Below are 13,067 nucleotides of genomic sequence, written 5' to 3' on the forward strand. Positions count from 1 at the left end.
GGCTTTTGCATTGTCTAGTTTTGAGAGAATAATCTCTCATATGTACACTGAAAACTACACAGAAGAAATCAAAATGTATCAATTTTAACCAATGGTCTACACGACAGTGTAAACAGAAGGTTGAACGAACATTTTAGGATTCTAAAGCATAGACATCACAAACATGTGATACCTTATGACGAGGATAAACCTCGTCGTGACGTCAAGTCGAAGATTTTGCCTACGGCAAAATTTGAACAACACGTCATAGCAAACGAAAGTTAAGCTACCAAGGGCATATGGTGGATGCCTAGGCGTTCCGAGCCGATGAAGGACGCGATAAGCTGCGAAAAGCCATGAGGAGCCGCAAGTAGGCTGTGAGTCATGGATGTCCGAATGGGGCAACCCAGTACGAGTCATGTCGTATTACCTAGTTTCTAGGAGGCACACCCGGTGAACTGAAACATCTAAGTAACCGGAGGAAAAGTAATCAAAAGAGATTCCCTCAGTAGCGGCGAGCGAACAGGGAAGAGCCCAAACCGGGAGTCTTCGGACACCCGGGGTTGAGGACCGGCATAAAAGGAAGACAATTTAGCTAAAGCTTCTGGGAAGGAGCGGCACAGAAGGTGAAACCCCCGTAAGCGAAAAGTTGTCCAATGGGCCGGTATCCAGAGTACCACGAGACACGTGAAACCTTGTGGGAAGCAGGGTGGACCACCATCCAAGGCAAAATACTACGGAACGACCGATAGCGCATAGTACCGTGAGGGAAAGGTGAAAAGAACCCCGGGAGGGGAGTGAAATAGAACCTGAAACCGTATGTCTACAAGCAGTCGAAGCTCTTTATATGAGCGACGGCGTGCCTATTGAAGAATGAACCGGCGAGTTAATTTATGTAGCGAGGTTAAGTGGAAGACACGGAGCCGAAGCGAAAGCGAGTCTGAACAGGGCGACAGTTACATGGATTAGACCCGAAACCACAGTGATCTATGCATGGCCAGGTTGAAGCTCAGGTAAAAATGAGTGGAGGACCGAACCCGTGAGTGTTGAAAAACTTTGGGATGAGCTGTGCATAGGGGTGAAATGCCAATCGAACGTGGAGATAGCTGGTTCTCCCCGAAATAGCTTTAGGGCTAGCCTCAGGCGACACATAAAGACGGTAGAGCACTGATCGGACGCGGGTCTGTAATGGATACCAACTCCAGTCAAACTACGAATGGCTTTATGAGAAGAACCTGGGAGTCAGAATGCGAGTGATAAGACCCGTATTCAAGAGGGAAACAGCCCAGACCGCCGACTAAGGTCCCCAATGCTGTACTAAGTGGAAAAGGATGTAGGACTTCCTAAACAACCAGGATGTTGGCTCAGAAGCAGCCACCATTTAAAGAGTGCGTAATAGCTCACTGGTCGAGAGGCCCTGCGCCGAAAATATCCGGGGCTCAAGTACAGAACCGAAGTCGCGGCATGCGCAAGCATGGGTAGGGGAGCGTTCCATGGGCGTTGAAGGTTGACCGGAAGGACAGCTGGAGCGCATGGAAGTGAGAATGCCGGTATGAGTAGCGAAACGGCCAGTGAGAATCTGGCCCACCGAAAGCCTAAGGGATCCTGGGCAACGCTCGTCGTCCCAGGGTAAGTCGGGACCTAAGCCGAGGCAGCAAGCGTAGGCGATGGACAACAGGCGAAAATTCCTGTACTGCATGGAGTTGTTTGAGGATGGAGTGACGCAGCAAGGAGTCTGAGCTGGCGAATGGAAATGCCAGTCGAAGGCGGTAGGCTGGTGTGGAGGCAAATCCCCACACTGAAAGGCTGAGAACCGATAGATAGATAAATCCTTCGGGATGCATCAAATTCAGACGTACTACACTGCCAAGAAAAGCTTCTAACGAGACGACATGTACCCGTACCAAAACCGACACAGGTAGGCGGGGAGAGAATCCTAAGGTGCGCGGGAAAACCCTCGTTAAGGAACTCGGCAAAATGCATCCGTAACTTCGGGAGAAGGATGGCCGGAGCTGGTGAAGTCATTTACTGATGGAGCTGGAGCCGGCGACAGAAGAGAAGCCCAAGCGACTGTTTACCACAAACACAGGTGCCTGCTAAAGAGAAATCTGACGTATAGGTGCTGACACCTGCCCGGTGCTGGAAGGTTAAGAGGACGGGTCAGCCGCAAGGTGAAGCTCGGAATTGAAGCCCCAGTAAACGGCGGCCGTAACTATAACGGTCCTAAGGTAGCGAAATTCCTTGTCGGGTAAGTTCCGACCCGCACGAAAGGTGTAACGACTTGGGCACTGTCTCAACGAGGGACCCGGTGAAATTGAAATACCTGTGAAGATGCAGGTTACCCGCGACTGGACAGAAAGACCCCATGGAGCTTTACTGCAGCCTGTCATTGATTTTTGGCATGTAACGTACAGGATAGCTGGGAGACGGAGAACTAGAGCCGCCAGGTTCTAGGGAGTCAATGTTGGGATACCAGCCTTTGCGTGTTAGGAATCTAACCCTGAGAGCAACGACCTCGGGGACAGTGGCAGGCGGACAGTTTGACTGGGGCGGTCGCCTCCGAAAGAGTAACGGAGGCGTCCAAAGGTTCCCTCAGCGCGGACAGAAATCGCGCGAAGAGTATAAAGGCAGAAGGGAGCTTGACTGCGAGACAGACACGTCGAGCAGGTACGAAAGTAGGGCTTAGTGATCCGGTGGAATGAGAGTGGAATTGCCATCGCTCAACGGATAAAAGCTACCCTGGGGATAACAGGCTAATCTCTCCCAAGAGTCCATATCGACGGGGAGGTTTGGCACCTCGATGTCGGCTCATCACATCCTGGGGCTGAAGCAGGTCCCAAGGGTTGGGCTGTTCGCCCATTAAAGTGGTACGTGAGCTGGGTTCAGAACGTCGTGAGACAGTTCGGTCCATATCCATCGCGGGCGTAAGATACATGAGGGAAGCTGCTCCTAGTACGAGAGGACCGGAGTGGACGGACCGCCGGTGTACCAGTTGTTTCGCCAGAAGCATAGCTGGGTAGCTGCGTCCGGAAGGGATAAACGCTGAAAGCATCTAAGCGTGAAGCCTGTCCCGAGATGAAGTATCTCATGGAGTAATCCAGTAAGATTCCTTGAAGAAGACAAGGTAGATAGGTTGGGAGTGGAAGTGCCGTAAGGCATGCAGCGGACCAATACTAATAAATCGAGGGCTTATCTTTCAAGACTAAAATGTTTGGCATTGAAATTTCTTCTGTATAGTTTTGAGTAGTACATACTCAACTGAATATCTGGTGACGATAGCTGAGTGGTTCCACCTGTTCCCATACCGAACACAGTAGTTAAGCACTCATACGCCGAAAGTACTTGTCTGGAGACGGACTGGGAGGATAGGGCGTTGCCAGTTAAATGAAGCACCCGTAAGGGTGCTTTTTTTACTATGAAATTTTAGTCAGTCAAGCCGATAGGCGCAGAATGACTTAGATTTCGTGTAAGGGCGTAGTGCGAAACACTGTTTCGCACGAAGTTTCGTATGATAAAGAGTGACGAAGATGTCCGCATATGATATACTATCACTGTTGTGTTTAATTTGATCTGATTAGGAGTTTTATATGATAAAATTGATTTTTTCGGATATGGATGGTACTTTGTTGGATGAAAATGGCCAGCTGCCTGCTGAGTTTGATGAAGTGATGGGGCAGCTGCAGGCCCGTGGGGTGCAGTTTGCGCCTGCCAGTGGCCGCCAGTATTTTTCGCTGTTGAAATCCTTTCCCCAATATGAGGATCAGTTTATCTTTGTCAGTGATAATGGCACCATTGTGCGTCAGCATGGCAAGGAATTGTTTTCGGACATCATCGAACGGGATACTGCAAGAGAGATCTTTAACCTGGTTAATGATGTGGATGGTATCTACAATGTTTTCTGCGGCAAGGAAACCGTTTATCTGTTGAAGCACAAGCATCCTGAAATCCAGATGGGTGAACTCAAGAAGTATTTTCGCGCTGTAGAGATTGTGGACAGCTTTGATGATATTGCTGAGGAGCCCATCAAGGTTTCTTTCTTTACGCCGGATGCTGATGCTGCAGAGAAGATTTATCCTTTGTTTGCGCCGTATTATGATTCCATGCAAGTGGTGCTGGCCAGCGCTTTTTGGGTGGATGTGACCAACAAGGGTGCCAACAAGGGCATGGCGGTGAAGGCCCTGCAGGAAAGACTGGGGCTAAAGCCTGAAGAATGTGCGGTGTTTGGCGATTATATGAATGATCTGGAGATGATGAGCGCGGCTTATTACAGCTACGCCATGGAAAACGCCTATCCGCCCGTGAAGGAAGCAGCCAGGTTTATCGCTCCCAGCAATGCGGAGCATGGGGTTATGAAAACGATCCAGGGATTCATGGAACAGGGGCTTTGCTGATTGTGAGGCAATACGGCCGTCAGGGGACAGGAATTATGATCTCTTCCTGCTGACGGCTGTTTATAGCTTTTGTATGTGTTCGAGCACAAAAAATTTGCCAGCCTATTGAAATGCTGCTTATCATGGTGTATGATATGAGTGTAAGTAATTCAGAAAAATAATAATCTGTAAGAAAAATGTGCGCAGCACAGTGTGTTGGAGGGGAATTTGATGTTAGAAGAACTCAAAGAGAAAGTCTACGAAGCCAATATGCTCTTGCCGAAACATCATCTGATCACTTTTACCTGGGGCAATGTGTCAGGGATTGACCGGGAGAAGGGACTGTTTGTCATCAAGCCGTCCGGGGTTGAGTATGATGTGATGAAACCGTCGGATATGGTGGTGGTGGATCTGGATGGCAACAAGGTGGAGGGGGATCTCAATCCTTCCTCCGACACGGAAACCCATCGCATCTTCTACAAGGAATTCCCGAACATTGGTGGTGTGGTGCACACCCATTCCCGTTGGGCCACGATTTTTGCTCAGGCCGGTCAGGGTGTGCGTGCTTATGGCACGACGCAGGGGGATTATTTCTATGGTGAGATCCCCTGCACCCGGGATATGACCGAGGAGGAAATCAAGGGGGAATACGAATATAACACCGGTGTGGTGGCTGTGGAGCGTTTCAAGAAATATGGCATCAATCCGGATTATGTGCCGGCGGTGCTAGTGAAGAACCACGGTCCTTTCACCTGGGGTACCGACTGCTTCAATGCGGTGCATAACGCAGTGGTGTTGGAAGAAGTGGCCATGATGGCCTTCCATACCCAGATGCTTACAGGGGACCGTGATCCCATGCCACAGGTCCTGCTGGACAAGCACTTCCTGCGCAAGCATGGCCCCAATGCCTATTACGGGCAGAAAAAATAATACAGAAGGAAAAAAGGTTCCCGGCCGCTGCAGGCTGGGAACCTTTTTGGTAATCTATTTTTTGCCCCGCAAAAGTTTGATGATATTGAGACCGCTTTCCTTGTCGCTTTTTTTCTTACCCGTAAGATACTTGCGCTGTTTTTCCTGAGCGAGGCGGTTGGCATTGGCCGTGGCCTGTTGGACGGCTTGCTGACAGGAGGAACAGTATACGCCAGAAAATATAAGTTTGCCACAGCGGCTGCAGGGGTAGGTGATTTTGCCACTCATGGCGAACTGGCCGCTTTGGATCATTTTGGATGCAATGGCCAGGGGGGCACCAGTATTTTTGACGATATCACCAGCTGTGCAGTTGGGATTGGCTTCTACGAATTTCTTGATTTCCATTTCATAGTTCCGATAGGCGTTATAACATTTCTGACAGGCCCCGGAACCGGCATCCGCATAAAGCTTGCCGCAGATGGGGCAGTTTTTCAGTACGGGGCGGTTCTTGCTATAGTATGTCTTCATGGTATCATCCCTTCCTCTACAATAGGGGACTTATGCTTCCCTGCAAACGGACTACTAACCCCATTATAACATAGCAGACAGAAATAGTATATAATTCTGAAAAATAAATTATCTTATCCATAGGAGAATCTGTGTTAGAATAATGAGGAAGATATATGATGAGGTGAAGTGAATGGCAAGCGACAAGCCACCCAAAAGTGCGTTGAAACGGCTGGCAGAGCTGGAACTGCTATGTGAATCGTTGAGCGGACAGGTAGAGACGCTGACGGCAGAGCGCAATGGGTTTAAGTTGAAATATGAGAATATCCTGTTGGAAAACATTCGTTTGCAGGAAAAAATGACGGAATATCGGGAGCGCCTGCGGCGCCATGAACCGATCGAGCCGAAAGAAGAGGCAGAGGAAGCAGCAGAGGAGCTGCCGGTAGAGCCGGAAGAGACTGAGACGGATCTATTTGCAGATCTGCCCTTGAAAATAGCCGTGATTGGCGGCAGTGATGCCTGGCAGGCGAAACTGATGGATCGTCATCCGGGGTTCAAGGTCATTGGCAGCAGCAAGAATTTCGACCGGGACAAGCTCAGTGGGACGGATATCCTCGTGATCAATACGAATGCGGTCTCCCATGCCTGCACACAGAAAGCCAAGGGCGAGGTCGATAAAGGGACGGAGATACTCACGATTTCTACCAACAATCTGGAGATTCTGGATAAGAAGATCATGGCGATATTGTCATGATAAGTTTTTGAAAAAAATTATCATTTATCTATTGATTTTCATTCTCAATAGTGCTATATTATATTCAGGCTTTCGTTAAAGCTCTCCTAAAATATAATACACAGCAAAGCACCCCTTCGTACTGCTCATGCGAAGGGGTGCTTTGTATCTGCATTTATGGATTTTGCCTGCTGAATGTGATAAGATTAAGTGACACAGAGGAGGGAAATCCATGAAGAGAATCCTTACGTTTTTGAAATTATTCCGCTATGACCTGCTGGTTATGCTGGTGGCTCTGAAGCATCGGGATACGCCGAAAAAGGTGAAAGGGCTTTTGGTGGCGGCCATCATATATCTGATCAGTCCCATCGATCTGGTTCCGGATGCAATACCATTGGCTGGCATCATCGATGATGCAGTCGTTGTGCCCACAGTTGTCATGGGCTTGACGAATATCCTGCCCAGCCACGTGCGTCATCAGGCTGAAGACCAGGCGGGGAAAATGCTGCGCTATATGCCGGCGATCCTGGCGGCGGCTACCCTGTTTGTAGTCTGCTGGCTGGGACTCATCATCTACGGATTATATCGATTGTTTAGTTGAGGTGTAAGTGAAATTGCGTTTATATATTGCCGAAAAACCCAGCATGGGCCGGGAAATCGCCAAATGCCTGCAGGGGCCGGTGCGTCGCTGTGACGGGTATCTGGAAACCGGGGAAGGCGTGGTGACCTGGCTCTTTGGCCATATCCTGCGGCAGGCGGAGCCGGATGAATACGATCCCAAGTACAAGAGATGGCGGGCCGAGGATCTGCCAATCATTCCGCAGCAGTGGAAGCTTTTCGTGGATAAATCCTGCGAAAAGCAGTTTGCCATAGTCAAGGGGCTGATTGACCGTTGCGATGAAATCGTCCACGGGGGAGACCCGGACCGGGAAGGGCAGCTGCTGGTGGATGAGGTGTTGGATTATCTGGGCAATAAAAAACCGGTCAAGCGCATTCTGCTCAATGCTCTGGATGAAGCCAGTATCAAGAAGGCCAATGCCAATCTGCGGGAGAACAGCGACTTCTTCAATCTCAAGCAGTCGGCACTGGCTAGGGCGCGGGCGGACTGGCTCATCGGCATGAATCTGTCCCGGGCCTATACGCTGGCAGCACGACGGGCGGGGCATGACAAGCTGGTACTGCCCATCGGACGGGTGAAGACGCCGACGCTGTCGCTGGTGGTACGGCGGGAGCGGGAAATCGAGAATTTCAAGCCCGTGGATTACTATACCATCAAGGCGGAATTTGCCCATGCAAATGGGAACTTCGCTGCCCAGTGGAAGCCCAAGGATACCATGGCGGGGCTGGACAGCGAGAACCGCCTGATCGATAAGAAAATTGCCGAGGCGAAGCTGGTCGAGTTCCAGCAGGAGCCGCGGGAGGGTGTGATCTCGGCCTATCAGAAGATGAAGAAGCAGGAGCCGCAGCCGCTGCCCTTTTCCTTGTCCTCCCTGCAGGTTTTGGCTGGCAAGATGTTCGGTTATGCGCCTCAGGTGGTTCTCGATACGGCCCAGAAGCTTTACGAGAAGAAGCTTACGACTTATCCCCGTTCAGACTGTGAATATCTGCCCACCAATCAGTTCGGCGATGCGGTAAAGATCATCACGAATCTGGCTCAGGCTGGGGATGAGCGGCTGGCGGGCTGGACAGGCGGCGTGGATACGAAGACAAAGAGCCGGGCCTGGAACGATAAGAAGATATCCGCCCATCATGCCATCATCCCCACTACGGTCAAGGCAAATATGCAGACGATGACCACGGAGGAACGCAATCTTTATTTCCTGATTGCCCGCGGCTATATGGCCCAGTTTTATCCGGTACATCTCTATGACCAGACCAAGGTGGAAGTCACCTATAAGGATGAACTCTTCACGGCCAGCGGCCGCACGGAACGGGATCTGGGCTGGAAGGTCATGTATCAGGCGGCGAAGAAGAAAGCCGCTGATGATGATAACGATGGTGACAATGAGAATGAGGAAAGTGATGGCACCCTGCCGGTGATGAAGAAAAAGGACAGCGTCACCTATGAGAAGGGCGCAATCACCCAGCGGGCCACCAAGCCGCCCGTGCGGTTTACGGAATCCACCTTGCTGGCGGGCATGAAGGAAATCCATAAGTATGTGAAGAATCCCGAGGCCAAGAAGCAGCTCAAGGATGTCTATGGCATCGGTACCGAAGCCACCCGCGCTACGATCATCGAAGATCTGGTCAAGCGCAAGTTCATGCAGAAGCAGGGCAAGAAGAAGTATCTAGTGCCTACGCCGGCGGCTTATCTGCTGGTGGACGCCCTGCCGGACGAAATGACCTATCCGGATTCTACGGCAATCTGGGAGGATAAGCTGCATTCCATGTCCGAGGGAGATGGAACCTTAGAGGAGTTTTTGCAGGGGCAGATCGAGTTTACGAAAAAGCTCTGCGGCAAGGCGGGCAACGCCCAAATGGAAGTGACCGGGGAAAATGTCTGCCCCCGCTGCCACAGTGGCGTGCTGACACAGCGCAAGGGCAGGAACGGCCTGTTCTGGGGATGCTCCAACTATCCGAAATGCCGTATGACCTGCAACGATAAGGACGGAAAACCGGATTTTGAGGATGCAAAAACGCGCATGGCAAGAAGTGTCCGCACCAGTGCGCCGGCAGCTGTATCTGCCAGCCAGCTGGCACGTCAAAGCGGGGCGTCAGGTTACAGGCCAAGGCCGGCCGCCACGGTGGCGTATGCGCAAAGTGACAGTGGCCCCAGCGCCCAGGATATGGCGGATCTGAATTCCCTGTTTGCGGCGGCAGATTATGAGGCCCAGCTGGCGGCGGATATGGCCAGCTATCAGGCCGCGCAAGGGGACCGCGGTTGGCAGAATTGGGAAGATAAGCCCAAATACTCTGCCAGCCCGCTGGAAAAAGCGGCAAAAGAAAAGACACAGGCAGATGATAAATACCTGTGTCCAAAGTGTCGGGAAGGGCATTTGCGCCTGATTCGCGGCAAAAATGGCGCCTTCTGGGGCTGCACCAATTATCCCCGCTGTACGGCGACCTTCGATGACAGCAAAGGGGCTCCGGTTATAAATTCGTAGAACATCTTTGCATTAAGACGCCTGGTGTCTTTGTTGTAGGAACAGCGTTTATGACAATGAAAAACAGCCGCTCTCGACCAAAAGAGCGGCTGTCTGCTGTCCTAAACGCGGACTCCGTGCGTTGCAGGCGACCAAACCCACAACGCTGTTGCTGGTGAAGGATAATCTCCTCAACCTCATCTCACTACGATAAGTATAGCATATACGAGCAAATAATGCTATACTTATTTGGCTGCACGCCTCTCAGCGGAAAGGAGGTGTTGCAGGTGAAAAATCTCCTTCGTGACTTCGCTTTAGCTGTATTAGCCAGCGTTGTCGCAAACTTCATCTACACTTGGTTGGTATCCCTGTAAAGTGCAGCAACCAACCGTACCTCGGATAAGACCAAATCGCGAGGGAGAAAAGCCGTCCTGACCAAAGGGCGGCTTTTCGTCTACTAGAAGGATATCTCGCATTCGAATAAGCGGTTCCAGGGATGGGAGATATGGAGCTTGTCTAAAGAAAGTCCGGCGGGCAGGCTGATGTTCTGCCGGGCAAAGTCCTGCATCCATTCGGTACCCTGTTTGGCGGCGAAGTCTCTGGCTCCGTCGAGGTTGCCGGTCTGCTGGTTGTAGCCGGGATGGCTCCATACAGCACCGCCGAGCTTCTGGCGGACGTTGGCCTGATAACCCCATTCTTCGAGGTAGCGGGTGAGCATGAGTTCATCCCGGGCCTGTTTGTCCATCCATTTGGTGAGCAGGCCGGTACCAATCAGGAAGCCCGTGGTGTTGGTGGCGGTGTTCCAGCCGCCGTAGGCCTGCAGTTTGAACTGCAGATCTTTTTTGTGCAGTTCGTTCATCAGGGCGTTGTCAGCACCGTTGCCATAAGCGATATCGGCAACAGCCGTGGGATAGCCCTTGTCCACAAGTCCTTGGACCAGGTTCACGAAGTTCATGGTTCCCTTGCGGGGCTTGGTGGTATTGGCCGGGGAGTTGGCTTCGCCGGTCTTGCCATCGGGGTTCGTGTTGATGGCCATGACCAGCTCGGCCCGTTCCGGTGCAGGGATCTGCAGGCCGCCAGCGGCGATGATGGTGTTGTCCACATCGGTGCCGATGGCTTCATTGCAGTAGGCGGGGATGGTTTCACGGCCCTTGCCGGTATTGTAGGTAGTATAGATGAAGGGAATATCGCCTTTGTCATCGCAGATGGCCCGGCAGAGCATGACCATGCCCAGTTCATCTGCGCCGGAGGTCAGCTGGAATTTTGTCTTGCCGATATTCTGCCCGTATTCCCGCAGATGACGTGTTTCGTAATGGGTTTGGGAGTAGCGGGCGCCATCGTCACCGCCAAGGAACAGGAAGGAGAAGACGCCCTGGCCTGTGAGGTCAATCAGGGCTTTGTTGGCGTCGTAATTGAGGCCATGGCGGTGCGTCCAGTCCTCCATGGCGGCCGGAACGATTTCCTGTTCGAGTCTTTGCAGTTCCCGCTTTTCCTTTTTGGAGGCCAGCCCCATTTCGGCCTTGTCGCGGAGCATGCTGTAGTCCCGGAGCTTTACGGCGTTTTGCTGGTAGATGGCCGGTTCCATGCCGTTGCCGGAATGGGTGGCGGTCAGCAGGGTGCGCAGTATGGTGCCAAAGCCGTAGACAGGCAGGCGGGGATGATCTTCATGGAAGCTGCGGAAGCGTTCCACCCGTTCATGGATGGTGTCCTGGGTGAGTTCGTGGTTGCGGGAGGCGACCAGACTGCCATAGAGCATGGCATCGGTGGAAACCACAGCGGCCTTTGCGCCAGGGGCGTTTTCGTTCAGCCACTGCCAAAGTCCGTCTGGATCGCCGGGCTGCTCCCGGGTTCCCAGTAATTTTTCTGGAGGAACGACGATATCATAGCCCAGCTTTTCTGCCACCTGACGGGTTTCCTTGTCCGTGATGGGGCGATTGTCCAGCGGCACGAACAGGATCTTCTTTCCCTGCGCAGGTGAAGCGGCTTCACCTGTGGACAGGTTCGGGATATAGGCAAATGCTATGGCAAGTGCAATCAGTATCAAGATTTTTTTCATGGAAAATTACCTCCTTTGCCTCTATCATAACATTTTTCGATTCGTTGTAGTAGAAAAGTTTTCTTGTTTTTGCAGTGAGGATTTATGCGCAAGTCCTGCTTTTGTGGTATAATTCTTTCATAATAATAGCGTTATTACTCGTTCCGCATATAATAATGTTCGCAAAGAAAGGTAAACGAAATGAGCAATTTTATAGAAACAGGCATCAGTGAGGCGTTGACTGCTGTATTGAAGAAACAGGGCATCGAATCCCCCATGCAGGTACAGGCGGAGGTTATCCCCAAGGTGCTGGGGGGCGGCAATCTGGTGGCGCAGGCCCCCACGGGTACGGGCAAGACCTTGGCGTATCTGCTGCCAGCTCTGCAGAAAATCGACGCAGCTTCCCGCGATGTGCAGGTGGTTATCTTAGCGCCGACCTATGAGCTGGCCATGCAGATCACCAATGTGGCCCGGGATCTCGCGCAGGGGGCAAACCTCGGCATCAAGGTACAGGGCCTTATCGGCGGGGCCAATATCGCCCGGCAGATGGATAAACTCAAGGACAAGCCCCAGCTGATTGTAGGTTCCGCGGGCCGCATCATTGAGCTGGCCCAGAAGAATAAACTCAAGCTGCAGCATGTGAAGATGCTGGTGCTGGACGAATTTGACCGGCTCTTTGATGACCAGAATATGGGAAATACCGCAGATGTGGTGCGTTTGCTGCCGGAAGACCGTCAGGTCATCATGGTTTCGGCCACGGCGCCGAAAAAGGCCCTGGAGCGGGCGGATTTCCTGCAGCATCCGGAAATCATCAAGGTGGAGGCAGACCCTGCTAGCCAAAACCAGCGGGAAAATCTCTATCGCATGACGCCGTTCCGCAGCAAGGTGGAAACCGTGCGCCATCTGGCCCGGAGACTTGCTGTGAAGCGCGGTCTGGTATTCATCAACAAGGTATTTGATGCGGAGCGGATTTTGGCGCAGCTGCGCTATGAGGGCTTTATGGTGGGCACGCTCTTAGGCCATAACAACAAGCAGGCCCGGCAGAAGGCCATTGCCGATTTCAAGGCAGGCCGTATCAAGCTGCTTCTGTCTACGGATCTGGCAGCCCGGGGGCTCGACATTCCCGAGGTGGATTATGTCTTCAACCTTGATCTGCCGGAAAGTGCGGAGGTCTATCTGCACCGCGCAGGCCGCACTGCCCGGGCCGGGGCCAAGGGGACAGTCATCACCCTGGCCGACAACAAGGAAGCTTACAAGCTCGAACAGCTTGAACGGAAGCTGGGCATTGATTTCAAGCCGCTGAAGGGCGGGGATAAACCAGCGCCCAAGAAGAAAAGCGCAGGGAAGAAAGGAAATGACGCGGCGCCGAAAAAGCCTGCTGCCAAGGCGAAGAAACATAGCAATCGGCAGGGAAAAAGACGGGTAACGGCGAAGTAAACAGAAATATATAA

The 13,067-nt window shown here is 52.1% G+C and carries 8 protein-coding genes and 2 rRNA genes; 8 read left to right on the forward strand and 2 right to left on the reverse strand.

From position 1 onward, the window contains the following. Positions 1 to 258: 258 nt before the first annotated feature. From SELR_RS02115 to SELR_RS02130, 4 genes are all read left to right on the forward strand, one after another. Positions 259 to 3,176: ribosomal RNA gene (locus SELR_RS02115) — 23S ribosomal RNA — on the forward strand. 68 nt (positions 3,177 to 3,244) lie between these two features. Beyond that, positions 3,245 to 3,361: ribosomal RNA gene (gene rrf, locus SELR_RS02120) — 5S ribosomal RNA — on the forward strand. Between the two features lie 205 nt (positions 3,362 to 3,566). Continuing rightward, positions 3,567 to 4,370, forward strand: a complete 804-nt coding sequence (locus SELR_RS02125) for an HAD family hydrolase (protein ID WP_014423553.1) — start codon at positions 3,567 to 3,569, stop codon at positions 4,368 to 4,370. Positions 4,371 to 4,580: 210 nt separating this feature from the next. Next, entirely contained in the window at positions 4,581 to 5,279 is a 699-nt protein-coding gene (locus SELR_RS02130; RefSeq protein WP_014423554.1) for an L-ribulose-5-phosphate 4-epimerase, read from the forward strand. Positions 5,280 to 5,333: 54 nt separating this feature from the next. Here the strand turns inward: SELR_RS02130 and SELR_RS02135 are convergent, their stop codons facing one another. Continuing rightward, positions 5,334 to 5,786, reverse strand: coding sequence for a hypothetical protein (locus SELR_RS02135; RefSeq protein ID WP_014423555.1), 453 nt, complete (start codon positions 5,784 to 5,786; stop codon positions 5,334 to 5,336). A gap of 172 nt (positions 5,787 to 5,958) precedes the next feature. On the opposite strand from SELR_RS02135, the gene SELR_RS02140 reads away from it, so the two are divergent. From SELR_RS02140 to SELR_RS02150, 3 genes are all read left to right on the forward strand, one after another. After that, positions 5,959 to 6,519 carry a hypothetical protein gene (locus tag SELR_RS02140; protein ID WP_014423556.1) on the forward strand — a complete coding sequence of 187 codons (561 nt, stop codon included), beginning with the start codon at positions 5,959 to 5,961 and terminating at the stop codon, positions 6,517 to 6,519. A 211-nt stretch (positions 6,520 to 6,730) separates the two neighbouring features. Continuing rightward, positions 6,731 to 7,099, forward strand: a complete 369-nt coding sequence (locus SELR_RS02145) for a YkvA family protein (protein ID WP_014423557.1) — start codon at positions 6,731 to 6,733, stop codon at positions 7,097 to 7,099. Positions 7,100 to 7,112: 13 nt separating this feature from the next. After that, positions 7,113 to 9,602 (forward strand): DNA topoisomerase III, encoded by a 2,490-nt coding sequence (locus SELR_RS02150; RefSeq protein ID WP_014423558.1) that lies wholly within the window; start codon positions 7,113 to 7,115, stop codon positions 9,600 to 9,602. 436 nt (positions 9,603 to 10,038) lie between these two features. On the opposite strand, the gene SELR_RS02155 is transcribed toward SELR_RS02150, so the two are convergent. After that, entirely contained in the window at positions 10,039 to 11,637 is a 1,599-nt protein-coding gene (locus SELR_RS02155) for a DUF4127 family protein (protein ID WP_014423559.1), read from the reverse strand. Between the two features lie 180 nt (positions 11,638 to 11,817). Between SELR_RS02155 and SELR_RS02160 the strand changes: the two genes are divergently transcribed. Then, on the forward strand, positions 11,818 to 13,053 hold the full coding sequence (locus SELR_RS02160; RefSeq protein ID WP_014423560.1) for a DEAD/DEAH box helicase: 1,236 nt from the start codon (positions 11,818 to 11,820) through the stop codon (positions 13,051 to 13,053). Positions 13,054 to 13,067 lie beyond the last annotated feature (14 nt).

It is taken from the genome of Selenomonas ruminantium subsp. lactilytica TAM6421 (genome assembly GCF_000284095.1).
Taxonomy (GTDB): domain Bacteria; phylum Bacillota; class Negativicutes; order Selenomonadales; family Selenomonadaceae; genus Selenomonas_A; species Selenomonas_A lactilytica.

What these genes read in the sequence shown, in the direction of transcription:
- SELR_RS02125 (WP_014423553.1), top strand. Translation starts at nt 3,567, where the DNA reads ATGATAAAATTGATTTTTTCGGATATGGATGGTACTTTGTTGGATGAA.
- SELR_RS02130 (WP_014423554.1), top strand. Translation starts at nt 4,581, where the DNA reads ATGTTAGAAGAACTCAAAGAGAAAGTCTACGAAGCCAATATGCTCTTG.
- SELR_RS02135 (WP_014423555.1), bottom strand. Translation starts at nt 5,786, where the DNA reads ATGAAGACATACTATAGCAAGAACCGCCCCGTACTGAAAAACTGCCCC.
- SELR_RS02140 (WP_014423556.1), top strand. Translation starts at nt 5,959, where the DNA reads ATGGCAAGCGACAAGCCACCCAAAAGTGCGTTGAAACGGCTGGCAGAG.
- SELR_RS02145 (WP_014423557.1), top strand. Translation starts at nt 6,731, where the DNA reads ATGAAGAGAATCCTTACGTTTTTGAAATTATTCCGCTATGACCTGCTG.
- SELR_RS02155 (WP_014423559.1), bottom strand. Translation starts at nt 11,637, where the DNA reads ATGAAAAAAATCTTGATACTGATTGCACTTGCCATAGCATTTGCCTAT.
- SELR_RS02160 (WP_014423560.1), top strand. Translation starts at nt 11,818, where the DNA reads ATGAGCAATTTTATAGAAACAGGCATCAGTGAGGCGTTGACTGCTGTA.